Origin of the sequence: Flavobacterium sp. (assembly GCF_044341265.1) — a bacterium.
Lineage (GTDB): Bacteria > Bacteroidota > Bacteroidia > Flavobacteriales > Flavobacteriaceae > Flavobacterium.
Map to the genome: position 1 here is coordinate 1 of NZ_JBIISA010000044.1, position 21,638 is coordinate 21,638.

The window sequence follows — 21,638 nt, forward strand, 5'->3', positions numbered from 1 at the left end:
CTTTAATAACATCTATAAAACTCTATAATTACAGCTAAATATACAAAAAAAAGAGCAGAAAAACTAAGTTTTCTACTCCTTAAATTATTATACTTATTACTTAAAGGACTTTTTCAGTGCCCTCTTTAATTACGTACCTTTTTTTGTTTCTTTTATTTGCTTTTCTTGGTGATTAAAGCACTTATCAAAGAAAAAACGATTCCAATAGGTAGAATCTCAAAATAGGTCATACCAATTACAAATAAAGGATTTTTATAAGATTCTTTCATTTGATTTAACTCATCAACTTTTGCTTGTAAATCTGCTGCATTTAAACCACTTGATTCTAATTTTTTAATTTCTGATGCTGAAACTTTTTCCATATAGTCAGGGTAGAAATTATGTAATTCTACAAGCCATACTAAAACATAAATAGTAGAAATAATTAAAGCAATTAAAAAACCAATGGTAAAGGCCTTTCCAAATGTTATTGTTCCACTGTTTACGGTATCACGATATTGCTTCATTCCTACGAATGTGAAGGCAAAACCTATAAACATTCCTGTAAATCCTAAAATATAGCTTAAAGTGGCATCCTCAAGATTTTTAGAATGAAAATAGACGCTCATTCCAGAAAATACGGCTACAATCAATCCTCCAATCAATCCGTTTTTTAAAATAATGTTTTTCATAAAATAGTTTTTTTGGTTAGTTAATCAAAGTTACTTTTTTTTTGTATAATCACAACTACTAATCTTGTTGACTCATCACGTTAATTGGTATTGTATAATAAACAGAAACAGCTTTATTATTGACTGTAGCTGGATTGAATTTTTTATTTTTTCCGATTCTAATAATGACGTTTATAGCTTCCATATCAAATTCAAAATATCCTGAAGTTTTGTTAATTCTAATGGCTTCTACAATTCCTTCCTTATTTATTCTAAAATTCACGAATATCTTTAATATACTTTTTTCAATGATGCGTATTTCAGGAACTGCATAATTGTTCATTATAGCTTTATAAATGATTTGATAACTGCATTGTTCAATTCCCAATGGAGAATCTTTACAAGCATCAATCGTTGGTCCAATCTCATAAATAGGTTTTAAAGTGTCGCTTACTTTGATGTTGGTTGTGTTTTCTGAAACTTTTTCTACCTTTTTTTCTTCTACAAAAGATCGATACAGCGAATCAATTTTCACAAATCGTTCCGTAACAAAATTAGAAATTAAGATAGCTTCTTCTTTCGATTTGATTAAAGGATAAAATTGTTGGTTGTTTTTTCTCAATTGCAAATAAAAATCGCATAAATTCAAGTTATGTATTCTATTAATTGAATCAATTTTGTAATCTCTTACGTTGTTAAATTTTGGTTGCTCAATTTTTGAATTTTCGACCAAGTAGTTTTCGATTTTGTCGAATAGAATGCTATGTGTTTTGTAAACTTCTATTAATGGTTTTTTACATTTTTCCAAAATCAGTTTATCATTGTTAGTCTGTGCACTAAGGTTTTTTGTGCCTAACAAAATCAAGAGTATAATTATTTTTTTCATTTTCATTTTATTTTAAGCGTTCCAAAACACCTTTTCGTTTCACAATATTTTTATAATCCCATTGAATTTCTTTCGATTTTTGAAGCCAACTTTCCACATCAGTAACGTTAATTTCATCAACAGAAGTATAAGTTTTTGAGGCATCTTTAAATTTTCCTGAACCTAGTTTAAGTTCCTGTTCTTCAAAACTTGCGCCACTCCAAAACATCAATCGTACTCCATTTTTCAGTTTGTCATATCCTACAATTGGGTTTCCATCTTCAAACCAAACAGGATGCGAATGCCAAACTTTATTTTCAAAATCTGGTAATTGTTTTTGAATGATTTCCAACAATTTATCACAAACAGCTTTGTCTTCAGTTGATTTTGAATTGTTATAATTTAAAATATCATCGTGAATCATAATTTCATTTCACAAGCTTTCGCCAAAAGTTAGTAAATTTTTATCTGGATCAAGTATCGAAAATTCTCTTTGTTGCCAAGGTTTGTTTTCCAATTGTCCGTTGGGATGAATCCATACTTTTGCATCTAAAAACGTTTGATACAAATTGTCAATTGCATTGGTTCTAATATAAACTTGACCATAATTCTCATCTGGATTTAAATCTTTAAACTCAAAGAAATGTATTTGAATTTCGTCTTTTTGTACCATCAAATAACCCTCATAATCGGCACTTCCAAACAATTGAAATCCTAATTTGTTGAGGTAAAAATCCATTGTGACTTTTTTATTACGCATAGGAAGTTTTGGGTTGATGTTTGTGAGCATAGTTTAGTTTTTATACAGTTCTTTGAAATCAAAATGTTCTATTACCGAATTCTTAGTTGCTTCAATCTTTTTTATTTTCCTATTATATTCTATACTATCATATTCTATTGGAAGTATTATTTTTCCTTTAGCATTCATTAAACCATATTTTTTATCTTTTTCAATTTTTATGGAACTATGAAAACTGGTCATTGAATCATAAATAAATTCAGTGTAAAACTTCAGATTTTGATAAAGTGCTGATTTATTATTTTTAGTTAATACCAAAGCAAATCCATCTTCTTTGCTGTAATTTTCGGTATAATTGATAGCATCATATTCTAATGGTAAAATTACAGTTCCAGCATAATCTACAACTCCCGATTTTCCATTATCTTTAACTATCATTTCTTTATCGTCGAGAACTATAATTTCTTCAAATATCATATTGGTTTCTTTCCATTTTGCAATGTCAAAAATTACTTTTTTTCCGTCTCTTTCTAACATCAATCTATCGAGTTTACTTTTGTAAGGAAAGAAGGATATTTTATCATAAATCAAGGGAAGTTTTTCTTCAAAATTATCATTAACCAAGGTGTATTTTTCTCCAATTTTCACTTTGAAACAATCTAAAACATAGTCAAAAAATTGATTGAAATTGACTTCTACTTTGTCATAATTAGGACTTATCTTTTTTCCTTTTTTATCAATAAAATAGCAGGTTTTATCCTCTTGAACTAAAATTCCCATTTTATACATTCTGATGCTTTTGAATTTAAAAGGAACTACAACTTTGTTTTTGTTGTTGATGATTCCGAAAAAATCATTTTTTTTATAAATGGCAATTTCATTATCAACGTAACTAACATAATCCGATTTATCAATTTTGTAAATTAACGGATTGACAAAGTTACCGCCATTTGACTTTGTGAATTTTACTCTATTAAATTTATTATCAAAATAGGGTTTGCTTTTTTTTACACTCAAAAGAGTTCGGTCTTGAAAAGAAAAATTTGATTTAGAATATTCTACAGATAAATAATATTCAATGGGAATTTTTTTCGTTCTCTCGCCATTATAACTTCCTGTTCCATAACTATTACCGCTTGCTTCTGTTACTTCATTTTCGGTTGGTTCTTTCCTTTTTGTAAAATGCAAAGACACAGTGTAGGTTGCAGAACTCGAACCTTCATCATGAGTTTCAAAGTTGGGTTCGTCATAAATTAAAGAACTGAAAACAAATCCTTTTTTGTCTTCATAGATTTTGAAAACTGGAAAAAGTTTGGCTGTTGGTTTGTTGTTTAGCAAAGCCATAACTGATTTTTGCAGAATGTCATACATTTCTTTTTCGTCACTATTCATTTCAGAAATAGGTCGATACTCGTTTTTTTGTTGTGAAAAACTCGAAAACAAAAGTAAAAAGAACCCAATAGATAAAAACGTTTTTAGTTTCATGTTGTATGCATTGATGCTAAGTAAAAGTATAAAAAAAATAGCAAGTTTTGAAATTGGAAATAAGTATAAAGTATCGCTACTTATTTTTCTAATAAAAATCTAAATTTTAAAAAGTGAGGATAGTGTAAATCATTGCCTATTTAGTGTAATACTTTTTGCGACTAAGTAAACGAACTTTGTATTGTGTTGAAACTTAATTCAAATAATACATAAATACATTGAAAAATAATTCAGAATTGCAAACAGACATTCTAAATGCCATCAAATGGGAACCTTTGTTTAATGCAGCAGAAATTGTTGTTACAGCAAATGATGGTGTGGTTTCGCTTTCAGGTGTTGTTGATACCTACGCTAAAAAAATGGAAGCAGAGTTAATTGCATGGAAGACTAAAGGGATATGTAGCGTTGTAAACAATTTAGCAATAGATTATTATCACGAATTAGTAGTATAAACTTACAGTAAAAAGTGACAAGTTATTCCTATCGCTTTTTTAATTTTAAACAAATAAATCATGTCAATTACAACAGCATTAAGTTGGCGTTATGCCACAAAAAAAATGAATGGAACTAAAATTCCAAATGAAAAACTAGAAATTATCTTAAATGCCATAGCACTTGCGCCATCGTCATTTGGATTACAGCCTTATTCCGTTTTTGTTATTGAAGACAAAGCTTTGCTTGAAAAAATAAAAGCCATCGCTAGCAATCAATCCCAAGTTACAGATGCTTCGGCGTTACTAGTTTTTGCCGCTTGGAGTAAACTAACGCAACAACACATTGACGATTATTTTACAAGAATAGCAACTGTTAGAAATGTTACTGCAGAAAGTTTGCAACCAATGAAAGAAGTTATCGAAAGCCAATTGAAAAATAGTGATGCCGATAATTTAATATGGAATGCTAAACAAACCTATATCGCTTTAGGAATTGCATTAGTTGCTGCTGCTGAAGAATATGTAGACAGTACACCAATGGAAGGATTTGATAAACAAGCATTAGACGAACTATTACAATTAAAAGAAAAAGGATTAGCAAGCACGGTCATTCTTCCTTTAGGATATCGTGATTCAGATAATGATTATCTAGCGAAACTTAAAAAAGTACGACGTGAAAAAGACCAACTTTTCATCCGATTGTAATAATAATTTTTAAATAATTGTATCATGGAATATAATGGATATCTCTATTGGGGAATGGATTTAATTTGGTGGTTTATTTGGGTTGTACTTTTTTTTTGGATTTTTGCAACACCTTATCCTATTCCGGGTGAACGAAGAAAAAGAGACTCAGCTCTAGATATATTGAACAAACAACTCGCTTCAGGAAAAATTAAACTTGAAGAATACGAGCAAAAGAAAAAATTGATTGGAAATTAGTTTAGGTTTTTTATTGGTAAACTGCTTCAGAAATGGAGCAGTTTTTTTGTTTTAAATTATTGAACAGACAAAAAAACTGCAAGTTTTTAGGTTGCAGTTTTTGGTTTTTTATCATAGAATGTACTATCTGGTTCTATCATTCTAATTTAAAATTTACTGGCAATGCAAATTCTGTTTTGACAAGTTCACCTTCAAACTTACCAGGTTTCCATTTCGGCATTTGGTTAACAATTCTTAGGGCTTCATCATCCAATTTCTTCTCGACACTTTTAATGATTTTTGGATTTATCACAGAACCATCGGTATCAATTATGAAACTCACATAAACGACACCTTGAATTTCATCTCTCATGGCATCTTTTGGATACACTAAGGTTTGACCTATAAATTTGTATAATTCAGTTACGCCTCCTATATATTCTGCCATTTCTTGATAGGAGCAATATTGAGTTTTATTTCCTTGTTCATCAAAACATTCTCCATTTTGCCATTCTCCATTGTTCCATTGCTCAACTCTTTTCAAATTGCCGTTTCTGTAGAAAACTTTGAATTCACCATTAAGGTTATTTTCAGTATAAAAACACGTAACTTTTTTCTCACCACTTAAGTACCATTCTTCATACTTTCCGTTTTTAATTGGTAACGTTGCTCTTACATTCTTATTAGCACTATTTTTATCATATACTTCATAGGCAGCCATCAAATTTTCTGCATGCAAATAATAAATCTTATGAACATAAAGATTTGGATTCATAGCTTCAGCAATAGCAAATGCCTCAGCTTTAGATCTGTGGCATTTAATAATAAAGCCATTTTCATTTCTGTAAAAAATGGAGTCTCTATTTATGGTTGCAACATCTGATTGAGCTGAAATTTCTATTGCGAAAAACAACAGCAAAAAGAGTAAATTATGTTTTTTCATTGTAAATATTTGAAGTAAAAGTAGGGAAAAACTTCAAGTTTTACGATGGCTGACCAAGAAAATTAAAATCAATATGATATTCGCTTGGATCGTTTGGATTGTAATAGAAATCAATATCGTTTTTCATGGCTATTTTCATCTTTAGTGTAGTTGGTTCCATTTCGATTTCTACTTTCATGTCATAGACAATATCGTTGATGACTTTTCTAATCAATAAGGTATTTTCGTGAACGTCTATCAATTCTTCTCTAGTATTTAAACCACTTCCTACGACAATACTTTTCTTCCAAGAATTAGAAAAGAACTCAATTTCGGAAAAGTTAATAGTTGACTTTGTACTTTCCGATTTGAATTGGTTAATTTCTTGACGAACAATGGTGTTAATTTTATTTTGTTCTTTATTATTTAAATATTTAAGAATAAAATATACAATAAGTATAATTATAAAAATGACTAGCTTAACACCAAATAGTTCAGGTTTGTAGGAGAGATAAATCATAAATATTTTTAAAAAATAAAAATATAAAAAAAAACTACAAGTTTTTAGGTTGTTTTTTGATTTGTGAATTTATGTCGTTGGTTGTAATTATAAAATGTATTTTTGTTAAAGCTCAAAACGTTGAAAAAGTATATTAATAATAATTCATGGGAAGAGATTTAGTTCCAATAGCGCGTCATAATTTAGATGTTTCTAGTTTTGAAGCATTGGCAAAAGACATTTCTAACCGAATGCAATTTAATATTGAATATGGTTATTATGATTCGGAAAAAAATTGTGAACTTCTTGGTATTCCTTTTGTAGAAGAATTTATTTCTTTAGGAATAGCTTATTTTAATAAAGAGCGCGATACCATTTACAGATTAATTGATTTTTCCTATCAAGAAAAATTGTGTTATGAGAAGTATGGCGATGCTTTGTTTTCAATGGCAATTTACAACTATTCCGATGAAGAAGTTTTTCATTCTCAAGAATATATTGATGATATGAAACTGTGCTTGACAGAATTGAATTATGATTTACAATATACTTCAAATGGGAATTCTTTAGCTGAAATTGGTAGAGAAGTCATCAATTTAGATTTTGAATATTTCTCCAGATGGTCCTTTTTTTATAACATCGTGATTTATGAAAATTATGAAGAGCATATTCCAGATTTTAATAAGTTTCGTCGCAATATGATGCGATTTTGTCAACTTTTTGGTGGTGATAAAATATACTACATCGATGATCAAAATCGACTTTTAAAAGGTATTGGTCAAAGTGATGAATTGCTTTATTCATGGAATGAATTGGAAATTATTTTGAAAGAAAGACTAAACGATTTTATTATTTCTATACCCAAAATGATGACCGATAAATACTATAAAAGAAGCTTTCAAACTTGCAAAAATTATGATTTAGGTTTTGTAGATGATTTTTCAGATTTATAGTTTCACAACCCCAACTCCATCACTGGCATAAACCTATCTTTTACGGCGGTTTCTAGTTTGCCAATGGTTTGAAATCCGTGTTTTTTGTAAAAACCTTCTGCGTAGGGTTCAGAGTCTAGGTACACTCTTTTATAATTTTGGTTTTGGATGCGGTTTAAGAAATCTGTCATTAGGTAACTGCCCATACCTTTGCCAATGTATTGTGGTAAAAGAAACAAATTATCAAGTTTGATGTTGTGTTCGTCTTCCAAAATATAAGAATAATAGCCCACAATTTTATCGTCAACCGCAAAAGTATAAACAGGATGTGTGCTGATGTACTCTTGCGTAATAGTAAGCGCATCATCCCAAACCAAAAGCAAATCTTCGGAGTAACCCCAAAAGGCTTTCGACTTTTTAGTGATTTGGGTGAGAAGTTCGTGGTCGGAGGTGTTGGCTAGTTGTATGGTCATGTTGAGAAGGTTGGTTTCCCAAAGATAATAAAAAAAATAGAACGCGGATGAAACGGATGCGATGCAAACGCGGATTAACGCGGATTTTTTGTTTTGGAGCACAAAGTGTCACTAAGTTTTGCATAGAGTTACTCAATGTTTTTTCCTTTGTGACTTTTGTGTTTATATACAGAATAACAAAAGACCTGTCAGGTTTCCAAAACCTGACAGGTCTAATCCAACTAAAACCAACCAATTATAAGCTAATCACTATTTACTAATCACTCATCACTATTTAACTCACCAACTCGCTTTGATTTCGAAACACCAATTGTCCGTCGAAAGCGTCTAGTAAAATAATACTATCAGTAGTTACTTTTCCTGCTAAAATCTCTTTACTCAATTGATTTAAAACTTCTCTTTGAATGACTCTTTTCACTGGACGTGCTCCATATTGCGGATCATAACCTTTTTGTGCTAAATAATCAATCGCTTCTGGAGTTGCATCCATTGTGATGTTTTGATGTGCTAACATTTTGGTAACGCTTTTCAATTGCAATCCAACAATTTGTTTGATGTTCGCGCTTGTTAATGGCGTAAACATTACAATTTCGTCTATTCTATTGATAAATTCTGGTCTTACCGTTTGTTTTAATAAACCTAAAACTTCTACTTTGGCAGCTTCGGTTACGGCTTCGATATTTCCTTTTAGGTTATCGAATTTATCTTGTATAATCGCACTTCCCATATTAGAAGTCATGATGATTATCGTGTTTTTGAAATCAGCAACACGACCTTTGTTATCAGTCAATCGTCCTTCGTCCAAAACTTGTAATAAGATGTTGAACGTGTCAGGATGCGCTTTTTCAATTTCGTCCAAAAGAATTACAGAATACGGTTTTCTTCGCACAGCTTCGGTCAATTGTCCGCCTTCATCATAACCTACATATCCTGGAGGCGCGCCAACTAATCTACTCACAGAATGACGCTCTTGGTATTCACTCATGTCAATACGAGTCATCGCGTTTTCATCGTCAAATAGATATTCGGCTAACGCTTTGGCTAATTCGGTTTTACCAACACCTGTTGTTCCTAAGAATAAGAACGAACCAATTGGTTTTTTCATGTCTTGCAATCCGGCACGACTTCTTCGCACCGCATCACTCACAGCTTCAATAGCTTCTTCTTGACCGACAACTCTGTGGTGCAATTCGTCTTCTAGTTTCAAGAGTTTTTCTCTTTCACCTTGTAACATTTTCATTACTGGAATTCCAGTCCATTTGGCAACTACTTCAGCAATATCTTCACGAGTTACTTCTTCTTTGATTAAAGAAGTTCCGGCTTGGTTTTCGGCTAATTGAATTTGCAAAGCATCCAAACGTTCTTGCGCGTCTTTAATTTTTCCGTAACGGATTTCAGCTACTTTTCCATAATCGCCATTACGTTCAGCTTGTTCAGCTTCGGTTTTGAAATCTTCAATCTCAAGTTTTACTGCTTGAATATTATCCACCACATCTTTCTCGGATTTCCATTTGGTGAAAATTTCGTTGCGTTCTTCTTTTAAGTTTGCTAAATCCAAACCAAGTACTTTTAACTTAGTTTCATCATTCTCTCTCTTGATTGCCTCAATTTCGATTTCCAATTGCATGATTTTTCTATCCAAAACATCCAATTCTTCTGGTTTTGAATTGATTTCCATACGCAATTTAGAAGCCGCTTCGTCCATCAAGTCAATTGCTTTATCTGGAAGAAAACGATTGGTGATATAACGTTGCGATAATTCGACAGCTGCAATAATAGCATCGTCTTTGATTCGCACTTTGTGATGGGTTTCATATTTTTCTTTGATACCACGCAAAATCGAAATCGCACTTTCTGTATCCGGTTCATCGACCATTACTTTTTGGAAACGTCTTTCGAGTGCTTTGTCTTTTTCGAAATACTTTTGATACTCGTCTAAAGTTGTTGCACCAATCGCACGCAATTCGCCACGAGCCAATGCAGGTTTTAAAATATTTGCAGCATCCATCGCACCTTCGCCACCGCCAGCTCCAACCAAAGTATGGATTTCGTCAATGAAAAGCACGATATCACCTTCGGCAGAAGTTACTTCTTTTACAACTGCTTTTAGTCGTTCTTCAAACTCACCTTTGTATTTCGCACCAGCAATCAGTGCACCCATATCTAGCGAATAAACAATTTTGTCTTTCAGGTTTTCAGGAACATCGCCATCAACTATTCTATGTGCTAAGCCTTCGGCAATGGCTGTTTTACCAACACCAGGCTCACCAACCAACATCGGATTGTTTTTAGTACGACGCGTTAAGATTTGTAAAACTCTTCGAATTTCTTCATCACGACCAATAACTGGATCGAGTTTACCGCTTTTAGCTAATTCGTTGAGGTTTTTGGCATATTTGTTCAAAGAGTTGTAAGTTTCTTCGGCAGATGCAGAAGTTACTCGTTCTCCTTTACGCATTTCATCAATAGCGGCTTGCAAACCTTTTTCAGTAACACCTTGATCTTTTAAAATCTGTGCAACTTTACTTTTTGATTTGAAAATGGCTAAAATTAAATGTTCGATAGAAACGAATTCGTCGTTCATTTTTTTAGCAATGATTTCGGCTTCGTTTACAGTTGTGGAAGCATCACGAGAAAACATGATGTCGCCACCAGAAACTTTCGGAAAACTTTGTATCGTGCTGTCTAATACTTTTTTGAAAAGCTCCACATTAACGTTGAGTTTTTTCAAAATAAAAGGCGTTACATTTTCATCGACTTCCAAGATGCCTTTGAAAATGTGTTCGTTTTCGAGCTGTTGTTGCCCAAAACTTTGTGCAATTTGCTGTGCTTGTTGCAAAGCTTCTTGCGATTTGATTGTGAATTTATTAATGTTCATATTTTTGTTGTTCGTTGTTTATTTTTTGTTGTTGAATTACTTATTTGTTAGGATTTCGTCAATATGTGTTCCAATCCTAATTTTAGGACAAAATGACTGATTTTGAGCGTCAAACACTATTAAAGTTACGACAATTTGTCTTAGTAAATGACAATTTTTCTGTTTTTTTGATACTAATTTTTGAATTATTTAGTTATTAAGAAAAACGTAGCCATGAAACGACTTTCTTTAGTATTAATTTTAGTCTTTTTAATTTCTTGTAAAAAGGAAACATCAAAGAGTCCATTAGATAATTTAGCTGATTTAGATGTCAAATTAAGTGTTCCAAAGCCAGGCGAATGGCTAGCAGAGCATAATGAATCTGGGCAAAGTTTTGAAAAATATACTCAAATTGATCCTGTAACAATTTCAGAAAAACGAAAAGTAATTTATATTCAACCTATTGGAAATTTTACTTCAGAGGAAAAGATAATAGTTGACAAAACAGTTGAATATGTGGGTAAGTTTTTTCAACTGAGAACAACAATGTTGCCTTTAATTCCAGAGGAGGCTATTCCAAGTGATAAAAAGCGAATGAATAGTGGTATTGAGCAATTTGATGCAAGCTATATAACGCATAAGGTTTTGCCAAAGAAAATGCCTGATGATGGTATTGTAGTTATGGCAATTACTGCAAAAGATTTATATCCGAGTGAAGATTGGAATTATGTTTTTGGTTTAGCAAGTTATCAAAAACGAACAGGAGTTTCTTCATTCAATAGGTTTTTAACGGATAATGATTATACACTTTGTTTGAATAGAATTACAAAAACTGCGGTTCATGAAATTGGTCATATGTTTACAATAAATCATTGTAAGCATGCTGTTTGTTTAATGAATGGTGTAAATCATTTGCCAGAGTCGGATACAAAACCAAATGCATTATGTTCGGAATGTTTGAAAAAGTTGTCTTGGAATTTGAAATATGATGATAAAAAACGCTTTAGTGAATTGATTTCTTTTTTAAATTCTAATCATTTGGAGAAAGATGCCTTACTTTTGCAAAAGCAATTGGATGCTTTAGATTAATTAGATATGAGTTTATTTAAAAATATATTTGGCTCTTCAGAAGAAGGAAATCAATCTTCTAAAATAGGATGGAGACTACTAACCGATTTAGGTCAGTTAAACGAAATTGTTGATTTGTCCAATGAAAAAGCAGTTCTGATTTTCAAACACAGTACACGTTGTAGTATTAGTCGTTTTGCTTTAAAACAATTTGAAAACGAGTTTGATTTGGTAGAAAAAATCACACCTTATTTCTTAGATTTATTAAATTATCGTGATGTTTCTAATGAAATTGCCAATCGATTTGATGTGTTTCATCAATCGCCACAAATCTTGTTGATTAAAAACGGAAAGGCTATTTTTTCAACTTCTCATGATGATATTGATGCTAAATTTTTAGAACGATTCACTGAATAAATAGAAAAACGCATTTGAAATTAAATCCAAATGCGTTTTTTTATATCTGCAATTTAAAAATTATCTTCTAAATTTATTTCTAACGATAATATCTTTTAGTTTGGCTTTCAAGTCTTCTCCAGAATCATAAACCATTTGTTCATTACTTGGAAAAGGCACGGCTCTTTGGTCGAAGTAGCTGATGTAACTTTCGTCACAAGCATTTCTGTCGCCATTATATCTTGCGTAAACATGTTCGAAAACAAATTCGCTAGCCAATGGAAACGTTTCAATTAACTGATTATTTCTAAAATCTATATAATCTACTTTAGCAACAACTTGAGTAGATTTGAATTGTCTAAATTCATAAACAGTTGCTCTTACTGTTTTAAAATTATCTACACGAATTGGGTTGCCTTTTTCGTCTTTTACTGGATTTCCATTAGCATCTAAAAGTGGTTTTGTGCCATCTTTTACTTGTCGCTCCTTTTGGAATTCTTTTTCTTTAACTTGTTCTGGCGAGATATTTATTTGACGAAAGTTTACAATTAAACCATAATCATAAGTGATTCCTTTTACTTTATTGCTATGATACACCGTCCATTTGTCGTTTAAACCAAAAGTACTGAAGTCTAATAAGTCATTTTGTAAACGAACAGGAATAACCATATTGGTTTCGTTTTTGGTAAAAACGCTAACGTAATCTGTTCCTTTAATTTGAGCTTCGTTTATTAGCGCATTTACATCTTTAAAATTTGGTGAAAGCGTATTTAAGTAAATCAAATCATCATAAGCACGACGATAACTCATTTTATCTTTTGTTGCTAAAAGTGCTTTTGAATTATCGTAAAGGTGTTTGGCAAGTGCGTTTTTACTATTTACAATCTGATCAGAATAATCTTCAAATGGAAAAATAGCATTGCGACCTTCTTTCATCAATCGCAATGGTAAAAGAGGTTTTATCAACTCTTGACGATTGTTCAATTGAAGATAGGTAGTATAAATCTTCTCTGTATTACTTGGACTTGCGTCTTTAAACCAAAGATTGATGTTTTGCAAATCACGTTCTTTAGCTTTAGCAAAAGCTTCTTCAAGAAGATAAATGTAATCTTGTTTGCCTTTAGCTTCTTTTCGGTTTCTTAATCCTTCTACAGCAGTTTGGATAGCACTATCATAATCGCCAGAAGTTAATGATTCTCTAGTTTGTCTTACACCACATGAAGTGATAAGAACAAAAAAGGTTAGGAGGAATGTAAAGTTCTTCATGGTATATAATTTTAGAGTTACTAATTGGAACTATCCAAAAAGTAAGCCAAAAATAAAAGTTTATTATTTTCTAACGAATGGTGGTAATAATTTGCTAGAGACTTCACCAAAACCAATACGAACTGAACTATTTTGACAATGTCCTTTCATTATAACGGTATCATTATCGTTGATAAACTTACGCTCGCTACCATCTTTCATTTTGATTGGATTTTTTCCGCTCCAAGTCAATTCTAACATGGAACCATAACTATCTTCTGTTGGTCCAGAAATTGTTCCAGAACCCATCATATCTCCAGAATTCACTCTACAACCATTAGAAGTATGATGCGCTAATTGCTGACTCATAGACCAATACATGTACTTGAAATTAGATTTTGAAACTAATGTTTCTTCAACATTTTCGGGTTTTATGTAAACTTCTAAGTTAATATCGTAAGCGTGTTTTCCTTTTTGTTGCAAATAGGGAAGTGGTGTTGGTTCTTGTTTTGGTCCTTTAGTTCTGAAAGGTTCTAAAGCATCCATAGTTACAATCCAAGGTGAAATTGATGAAGCAAAGTTTTTAGCTAAGAAAGGTCCAAGTGGCACATATTCCCATTTTTGCATATCTCTTGCGCTCCAATCGTTCAATAAAACCATTCCGAAAATATAATCTTCGGTTTCATTTACTGGAATATTTTCTCCCATAATATTGGCATCGGTAGTAATAAATGCAGTTTCTAATTCAAAATCGATAGCTTGTGATGGACCAAATACTGGAGTTGATTGACCATTTGGTAATGTTTGTCCCATTGGTCTGTGTACTGGAATTCCAGATGGAACAATCGTAGAACTTCTACCATGATATCCTACCGGAATGTGAAGCCAATTAGGTAACAAAGCATTTTCAGGATCACGAAACATTTTACCAACATTGGTTGCATGCTCTTTGCTAGAGTAAAAATCGGTATAATCACCAATTTGAACAGGTAAAAGCATTTCAATATCGCTAATTTTGAAGATAACTATATCACGATGTTCTTTATTATCTCTAAGTTTTGGGTTGTTTTCATCAAATAAATCAGAAAGTCTATTTCTAACTAATCGCCAAGTTTTTTTACCATCAGATATAAAATCATTAAGTGTATCTTGCATGAACATATCGTCTGTTAGTTCGATACCTTCAAAGTAGCCTAATTGTTGTAAAGCTCCCATATCAATAGCACTATCACCAATTCTTGTTCCAATAGTGATCACATCGTCTTTAGTTATAAAAACTCCAAAAGGTATATTTTGAATTGGAAAATCAGAATCTTTAGAAACTTCTAACCAAGATTTTTTAGCAGGATTATTAGCAAAATGCGGCATAATATATTTGTTGATTTGTTGTTGAAAAATTTGTAATCAAATATATCATTTAAGATTTATTTGACAAACATATTTCGTAATTTTGAGGAGTTTTTAACAAAAATCCAAAATAAATGCAACGCGACGAACAAATTTTCGATTTAATTCTTGACGAACAAGACAGACAAATACATGGAATAGAGCTTATTGCTTCTGAAAACTTTGTTAGTGACCAAGTAATGGAAGCTGCAGGTTCCTGTTTAACAAACAAATATGCTGAAGGATATCCTGGTAAAAGATATTATGGAGGTTGTGAAGTTGTTGATATTGTTGAGCAAATTGCTATTGATAGAGCTAAACAATTGTTTGGAGCAGAATATGTAAATGTGCAACCTCACTCTGGTTCTCAAGCCAATACAGCTGTTTTTGCAGCTTGTCTTCAGCCTGGTGATAAAATATTAGGTTTTGATTTGTCTCATGGTGGACATTTAACTCATGGTTCTCCTGTAAATTTTTCTGGTAAATTATATACTCCTTCTTTTTATGGAGTTGAGCCAGAAACAGGACAATTTGATTATGATAAAATTCAAGCGATAGCTACTAAAGAGCAACCTAAAATGATTATTGCAGGAGCATCTGCTTACTGTCGTGATATGGATTTTGAGCGTTTTAGAGTTATTGCAGATAGCGTTGGAGCTTTGCTTTTAGCAGATATTTCGCATCCAGCTGGATTAATTGCTAAAGGATTAATGAACGATCCAATTCCGCATTGTCATATTGTAACCACTACAACTCACAAAACATTGCGTGGACCAAGAGGCGGAATGATTATGATGGGTAAAGATTTTGAAAATCCTTGGGGATTGAAAACTCCAAAAGGAGAGATTAGAATGATGTCACATATTTTAGACATGTCAGTTTTTCCGGGAAATCAAGGTGGTCCTTTGATGCACGTTATCGCTGCTAAAGCGGTTGCTTTTGGAGAATGTCTTACAGATGAATTCTTTAGATATGCGATGCAAGTTCAGAAAAATGCTAAAGCAATGGCAGAAGCTTTCAACAAAAGAGGTTATAATTTAATTTCTGGTGGAACAGATAACCATATGATGTTGATTGACTTAAGAAACAAAAATATTACTGGTAAAGAAGCTGAAAATGCGTTAGTAAAAGCAGAAATTACGGTTAATAAAAATATGGTTCCATTTGATGATAAATCACCTTTTGTAACCTCTGGAATTCGTATTGGAACACCAGCCATTACTACAAGAGGTTTGGTAGAAGAAGATATGGAAACAGTTGTTGCGTTTATTGATAAAGTATTGATGAATCATACAAACGAGGCTATCATTGAGGAAGTTGCCGATGAGGTTAACGAAATGATGAGCGAAAGAGCGATGTTTGTGTTTTAAAAAATTGTTAATAAAACTCTTAATAACAACCTTTGTAGTACTATTTCTACAAAGTTTTTTTTCGTTAATTTTATAAGACATTTACGATACTAACATCTTTATGGTAAAATGGAATATGAAAAAATTAACACTGCTTTTAGTATTATTTTTTGTTCAAGTTATTTATTCACAGGAGGCCAATACATATCATGTAATTGCTAATGGTGAAACTTTAGCAACCATTGCCCAGAAGTATATGGTTACACCTTATGATATAATAAAATTAAATCCTAGTGCGGTTAATGGTCTTAAAGAGAAAGAGGTTCTAATAATTCCTAAATCATTAGTTGAAAATTCAGTTAAACCTTCATCTGAAAAACCTTCGTCTGAAAAAACTTCTGTTGAGAATTCTGATAAAAATCAAAATATCCTTATTCATATTGTTCAATCAAAAGAAACAAAATTTGGGTTGTCTAAAATTTATGGAATTTCTATTCAAGAGTTAGAAGCTCAAAATCCTCAAATTATTGCTGGATTACAAGTTGGACATAAATTACAAATTAAAGGTGCGACAACAAATTTCAAGCAAAATCTTTCTCAATTAAGTGTTAATAATGCTTTTACTTCTAAATTCGACTACATAGTTTTACCAGGCGAAACCTTGTATGGAATATCTAAAAGAAACGGAATTACTGTTGATGAATTAACAAAAGCAAATAGTTCTGTTTTAAATGGAATTCTAAAGAGCGGTCAAAAATTAAGTATTCCTGTTAGAAAAGAAAGTGGTAGTTTGAACACCATCGTAAATTCTAATGATTCAAAATACCATTTAGTAGAACCCGAAGAGACAAAATATGGTCTTTCAAAAAAATATGGAGTTACCATTGAACAATTGGAAACTCTAAATCCACAAATAGTTAAAGGTCTTCAAATTGGACAAAAACTAATGATTCCAAATTCTTACGTTGGAACTGATTCTGTGATTAATAAAGTTGAAGTTACAAAGGTTATAGAAAATAGAGAAGTAGTTAAACAGGCAATCATTCCATCAAATCAAGAGTATGTTGATTATGAAATTCAACCTAAAGAAACACTTTTCGGATTGTCAAAAAGAGCTGGAATGACCATCAATGATTTTGTTGCGTTAAATCCAAAATTGTCTGCAGCAGTTCAAGTTGGAATGATTATTAAAATGCCCAAAAACACTGTAAACTCTTCAAGTGAAATAACGCAAATTGTACCTAAAGAAACTCCCAAAAAGACTTCAGAAATAGTAAAACCTGTTGTAGTTACATCAAATAAAAACGTTGCGAGCTCTAACTCAAAATATAAAGATTTAAAGACGACAATAAATAAATCTAGAGCAAACAAAATTACTATTGTTTTACCATTTAGTGATGCTAAATACAAAGAATATTTAGCGAAATCCTCTGAATTTAAAGATGTTCAAGATGATTTTTTAAAAATGAATTTAGAGTTTTACACTGGAGCACTAAAGGCAATTGATTCTGCTAAAACATTAGGATTAAATATTGATGTTAAAACGATTGAACTTCAAAATAATTTGAGTTCAACTGATATTGAAGCTTTAAATACAAATAATGATGTACAGGAGTCAAACGCGATTATTATGCCATATTATGATTTGCAAGCCGGAAAGATTGCATCATTAGTCAATGAAAAAAATATACCTGTTATTACATCTCAGTCATCGAATAACGAAAAAGGATATTCTAATTTATATGTTTCTGTTCCATCGGAAACAATTATTAGAAGTTCTATTTTGGATTATCTAAAATCTAAAAGTGCTAACATAATTGTAGTTAATAGTCTTAATCGAATTAAGAGTAAAAATTTCATTGCTGAAACTTGTCCAGATTCAAAATTTGTAAAAGTATCCGATAGAAATGTAGTTGATACAGATGATTTGAAAGGATTATTATCAAAAGAAAAACTTAATTATGTGATTTTGGATGCTGATAAGAGTAGTATGATTATTAGTTCTACAAATATCTTATTGAATGAGCTATCTGAGTTTCAAATTCAAATTGTAGTTTTAGATGCTTCATTGTTGAAAAATTACACTAATGTTTCCTCTATTCGAATGAATCTACTTAAAATGATTTATCCGTCTTTTAGTTCAGTTGAAAAAGCTACAACAATGAAGGTTGCTGAACAAAAAGTGATTCAAATAAATTCCGATGAACTGAGTCAGAACTTTTTAATTGGATTTGATTTAACGTTAGATACATTACTAAGATTAGTACAAGATAAGAAATTTGAAATCTCTGCAAATGAAGATATTACAGAATATGTAAAGTTAAAATTTGAATACAAAAAAGATAAGTTGGGTAGTAATGTCAATAAAGGATTTTATATTCTACAGCGTGATACAGATGGTAAAATCAGAGTATTGAACGAGTATTGATTTTATCGTTAAACGGTAAGTTATTTTCCTTAGTTTTGGTAGTAGTTATAGTACATTATCAATTCTAACTAATTTTTAATAATGGTTTTATAAAATTGAATTTGGCTTATGATAAAAAATTTACTCAATAACAGATATGTTAATTTATTTTATCTATTTCTTATATTATTATTAGGAGGATATAATGCCTTAGCACAATGTCCTACAGTTCTTAATAGCTCACAAACATTTTGTAATACACAATCTCCAACAGTTGCTAGTCTAGTAGCAACTAATAATGGGAATGGAGTTGTTTGGTATGCAACTGCATCTTCTACTACACCATTATCTCCAGCAACAGTTTTAGTAAATGGCGAAGATTATTATGCAGATGATGCCTCAGGAACTTGCGGAATAAGACAACAAGTTATAGTAACAATTTATTCAGCTCCAACTGGACAAAATTTTCAAGGAGTTTGTGTTGATAATCCTTTTCAAGCTACAATAGCAAGTTTAATTGCAAATGGTAATAATGTACAATGGTATACATCACCATCTGGAGGTACCGCTTTATTACCGTCAACCATATTGAATAATAATACTATTTATTATGCAGATCAAACAAATCCATTTACTGGATGTAAAACGTCAAGACTTTCTGTATTTGTAACTGTTGGAGTAGTCCCAGTTCCTTTAGGAAATTCAAATCAAGTTTTTTGTTCAAATTCATCTCCTACAATTGCAGATTTGGTTGCTAGCGGTTCAAATAATTGGTATGCAACTCAATCTTCATCAATACAATTAGATCCTTCAACACCTCTAGTTAATGGACAAAGTTATTTTGCTACAACTATTGATCCGCCATGTGAGAGTACCAATAGATTAGAAGTTGTAGTTACAATTTTATCACCAAATAATTCTGGAACTAATGGAACTTTATCTATTTGTTCTGATCAAATAGCAAGTAATCCAACCAGAAGTTTATTCAGTGCTTTGGGTGGTACTCCTGATACTACAGGAACTTGGACAGGTCCATTACCTACTACTAATGGCAATTTAGGAACTGTAAATATTTCTTCTTTAAATGCTTCTGGAAGTCCTTATGTTTTTACATATACTGTTAATAATGGTGGATGTCCGCCAAGTTCATCAACGGTTACAATCATAATTTCTGATCCAAAGAATGCTGGAACTAATGGAACTTTGACGACTTGTAGTAATGGATCAAGTCAAAATTTATTCACTCTCTTGGGAGGTTCACCTCAATCAGGAGGAACATGGAATCCAGCGCTCGCTAGTGGAACTGGAATTTTTAATCCGGCAATAGATCCATCAGGAACTTATACTTATACAGTTTCTGGACCTGCACCTTGTGGTAATTCAACTTCAAATGTTATAGTAACAGTTATTCCTGCAGTTGATGCCGGTACTAATGGAAGTTTAACTATTTGTAGTAATGCAACTCCTCAAAATTTATTCAATAGCTTAGGAGGTACACCACAATCAGGTGGAACATGGAGTCCAGCATTAGCTAGTGGAACAGGTATTTTTAATCCTTCTGTAGATTTAGCTGGAATATATACTTATACAGTCACAGGCAATACACCTTGTTCTAATGCAACTGCAACAGTTACAGTTACTATAACTCCCAATATCACACCAACTTTTACTCCAATTACTCCAATATGTTCAGGCGATACTTTAGCGGCACTTCCAACAACATCAAACAATGGAATTACTGGAAGTTGGTCACCAGCACTTAATAACACAGCAACTACAACTTATACTTTTACACCTTCAGCGAATCAATGTGCTAATCCAACAACGCTAACTATTACAGTAAATCCAAAAGTAACACCAACTTTTACTCCTGTTACTCCAATATGTTCAGGTGATACTTTAGCAGCGCTTCCAACGACATCAAACAATGGAATTACAGGAAGTTGGTCACCAGCACTTAATAACACAGCGACTACAACTTATACGTTTACGCCTTCAGCGAATCAATGTGCTAATCCGACAACGTTAACCATTACGGTTAATCCAAAAGTAACACCAACTTTTACTCCTGTTACTCCAATATGTTCAGGTGATACTTTAGCAGCACTTCCAACAACATCAAACAATGGAATTACTGGAAGTTGGTCACCAGCACTTAATAACACAGCAACTACAACTTACACGTTTACACCATCAGCTAATCAATGTGCTAATCCAGCAACGCTTACTATTGTAGTAAATCCAAAAGTTACACCAACTTTTACACCTGTTACTCCAATATGTTCAGGCGATACTTTAGTGGCACTTCCAACAACATCAAACAATGGAATTACAGGAAGTTGGTCACCAGCACTTAATAATACAACAACTACAATTTATACGTTTACGCCTTCATCGAATCAATGTGCTAATCCAACAACACTAACCATAACGGTAAATCCAAAAGTAACACCAACTTTTACAGCCGTTAATCCAATATGTTCAGGCGATACTTTAGCGGCACTTCCAACAACATCAAACAATGGAATTACTGGAAGTTGGTCACCAGCACTGAATAATACAACGACTACAACTTATACTTTTACACCTTCAGCGAATCAATGTGCTAATCCAACAACGTTAACTATTACGGTTAATCCAAAAGTAACACCAACTTTTACTCCTGTTACTCCAATATGTTTAGGTGATACTTTAGCAGCACTTCCAACAACATCAAACAATGGTATTACAGGAAGTTGGTCACCAGCACTTAATAACACAGCAACTACAACTTACACGTTTACGCCTTCAGCAAATCAATGTGCTAATCCAACAACGTTAACTATTACGGTTAATCCAAAAGTAACACCAACTTTTACTCCTGTTACTCCAATATGTTCAGGTGATACTTTAGCGGCACTTCCAACAACATCAAACAATGGAATTACTGGAAGTTGGTCACCAGCACTGAATAATACAACGACTACAACTTATACTTTTACACCTTCAGCGAATCAATGTGCTAATCCAA

Annotated in this window: 19 protein-coding genes and 1 pseudogene; 9 read left to right on the forward strand and 11 right to left on the reverse strand. The window is 32.1% G+C overall.

Features of this window, described 5'->3' with window-relative positions; all coding sequences use genetic code 11:
* Positions 1-152 precede the first annotated feature (152 nt).
* Genes ACIQ06_RS14910 through ACIQ06_RS14930 form a run of 5 tightly spaced genes read right to left on the reverse strand, consistent with a single transcriptional unit; the run spans position 153 to position 3,739 of the window.
* On the reverse strand, positions 153-671 hold the full coding sequence (locus ACIQ06_RS14910; RefSeq protein ID WP_396147700.1) for a DUF4199 domain-containing protein: 519 nt from the start codon (positions 669-671) through the stop codon (positions 153-155).
* Positions 672-729: 58 nt separating this feature from the next.
* Positions 730-1,536, reverse strand: coding sequence for an energy transducer TonB (locus tag ACIQ06_RS14915; RefSeq protein WP_396147702.1), 807 nt, complete (start codon positions 1,534-1,536; stop codon positions 730-732).
* Between the two features lie 7 nt (positions 1,537-1,543).
* The gene (locus ACIQ06_RS14920; RefSeq protein ID WP_396147704.1) at positions 1,544-1,939 is read right to left on the reverse strand and encodes a DUF1801 domain-containing protein; all 396 of its coding nucleotides are present in this window, start codon (positions 1,937-1,939) and stop codon (positions 1,544-1,546) included.
* Positions 1,940-1,948: 9 nt separating this feature from the next.
* On the reverse strand, positions 1,949-2,305 hold the full coding sequence (locus ACIQ06_RS14925) for a bleomycin resistance protein (protein WP_396147706.1): 357 nt from the start codon (positions 2,303-2,305) through the stop codon (positions 1,949-1,951).
* 3 nt (positions 2,306-2,308) lie between these two features.
* Positions 2,309-3,739 (reverse strand): WG repeat-containing protein, encoded by a 1,431-nt coding sequence (locus tag ACIQ06_RS14930; RefSeq protein ID WP_396147708.1) that lies wholly within the window; start codon positions 3,737-3,739, stop codon positions 2,309-2,311.
* 218 nt (positions 3,740-3,957) lie between these two features.
* On the opposite strand from ACIQ06_RS14930, the gene ACIQ06_RS14935 reads away from it, so the two are divergent.
* From ACIQ06_RS14935 to ACIQ06_RS14945, 3 genes are read left to right on the forward strand one after another with little or no spacing between them, the layout of a single operon-like run.
* Positions 3,958-4,191 (forward strand): BON domain-containing protein, encoded by a 234-nt coding sequence (locus ACIQ06_RS14935; RefSeq protein WP_396147710.1) that lies wholly within the window; start codon positions 3,958-3,960, stop codon positions 4,189-4,191.
* 60 nt (positions 4,192-4,251) lie between these two features.
* Complete coding sequence (locus ACIQ06_RS14940) at positions 4,252-4,878, forward strand: NAD(P)H-dependent oxidoreductase (protein WP_396147711.1); 627 nt, start codon at positions 4,252-4,254, stop codon at positions 4,876-4,878.
* Positions 4,879-4,902: 24 nt separating this feature from the next.
* Entirely contained in the window at positions 4,903-5,115 is a 213-nt protein-coding gene (locus ACIQ06_RS14945; protein ID WP_396147713.1) for an SHOCT domain-containing protein, read from the forward strand.
* Between the two features lie 136 nt (positions 5,116-5,251).
* On the opposite strand, the gene ACIQ06_RS14950 is transcribed toward ACIQ06_RS14945, so the two are convergent.
* Complete coding sequence (locus tag ACIQ06_RS14950; protein ID WP_396147715.1) at positions 5,252-6,037, reverse strand: TonB family protein; 786 nt, start codon at positions 6,035-6,037, stop codon at positions 5,252-5,254.
* Between the two features lie 40 nt (positions 6,038-6,077).
* The gene (locus tag ACIQ06_RS14955; protein ID WP_396147717.1) at positions 6,078-6,536 is read right to left on the reverse strand and encodes a hypothetical protein; all 459 of its coding nucleotides are present in this window, start codon (positions 6,534-6,536) and stop codon (positions 6,078-6,080) included.
* A gap of 146 nt (positions 6,537-6,682) precedes the next feature.
* Here ACIQ06_RS14955 and ACIQ06_RS14960 point away from each other — a divergent pair, with 146 nt between their 5' ends.
* On the forward strand, positions 6,683-7,468 hold the full coding sequence (locus ACIQ06_RS14960; protein WP_396147719.1) for a hypothetical protein: 786 nt from the start codon (positions 6,683-6,685) through the stop codon (positions 7,466-7,468).
* Between the two features lie 2 nt (positions 7,469-7,470).
* Here ACIQ06_RS14960 and ACIQ06_RS14965 read toward each other — a convergent pair whose 3' ends face one another.
* Both ACIQ06_RS14965 and clpB read right to left on the reverse strand, forming a co-directional pair.
* The gene (locus ACIQ06_RS14965; RefSeq protein ID WP_396147721.1) at positions 7,471-7,920 is read right to left on the reverse strand and encodes a GNAT family N-acetyltransferase; all 450 of its coding nucleotides are present in this window, start codon (positions 7,918-7,920) and stop codon (positions 7,471-7,473) included.
* Positions 7,921-8,194: 274 nt separating this feature from the next.
* Entirely contained in the window at positions 8,195-10,798 is a 2,604-nt protein-coding gene (gene clpB / locus ACIQ06_RS14970) for an ATP-dependent chaperone ClpB (RefSeq protein ID WP_396147723.1), read from the reverse strand.
* 213 nt (positions 10,799-11,011) lie between these two features.
* Here clpB and ACIQ06_RS14975 point away from each other — a divergent pair, with 213 nt between their 5' ends.
* Entirely contained in the window at positions 11,012-11,866 is an 855-nt protein-coding gene (locus ACIQ06_RS14975; protein ID WP_396147724.1) for an archaemetzincin, read from the forward strand.
* Between the two features lie 6 nt (positions 11,867-11,872).
* Positions 11,873-12,262 (forward strand): bacillithiol system redox-active protein YtxJ, encoded by a 390-nt coding sequence (gene ytxJ, locus ACIQ06_RS14980; protein ID WP_396147725.1) that lies wholly within the window; start codon positions 11,873-11,875, stop codon positions 12,260-12,262.
* Between the two features lie 60 nt (positions 12,263-12,322).
* On the opposite strand, the gene ACIQ06_RS14985 is transcribed toward ytxJ, so the two are convergent.
* Both ACIQ06_RS14985 and fahA read right to left on the reverse strand, forming a co-directional pair.
* A complete protein-coding gene (locus ACIQ06_RS14985) occupies positions 12,323-13,507 on the reverse strand; it encodes a hypothetical protein (protein WP_396147727.1) in 1,185 nt (394 codons plus the stop codon).
* Between the two features lie 63 nt (positions 13,508-13,570).
* Entirely contained in the window at positions 13,571-14,854 is a 1,284-nt protein-coding gene (gene fahA, locus ACIQ06_RS14990; RefSeq protein WP_396147728.1) for a fumarylacetoacetase, read from the reverse strand.
* 113 nt (positions 14,855-14,967) lie between these two features.
* Between fahA and glyA the strand changes: the two genes are divergently transcribed.
* From glyA to ACIQ06_RS15005, 3 genes and pseudogenes are all read left to right on the forward strand, one after another.
* Positions 14,968-16,242, forward strand: coding sequence for a serine hydroxymethyltransferase (gene glyA, locus ACIQ06_RS14995; protein ID WP_396147729.1), 1,275 nt, complete (start codon positions 14,968-14,970; stop codon positions 16,240-16,242).
* A 115-nt stretch (positions 16,243-16,357) separates the two neighbouring features.
* Entirely contained in the window at positions 16,358-18,649 is a 2,292-nt protein-coding gene (locus ACIQ06_RS15000) for a LysM peptidoglycan-binding domain-containing protein (protein ID WP_396147731.1), read from the forward strand.
* 108 nt (positions 18,650-18,757) lie between these two features.
* Positions 18,758-21,638: pseudogene (locus tag ACIQ06_RS15005) on the forward strand (hypothetical protein); the annotation flags it as partial.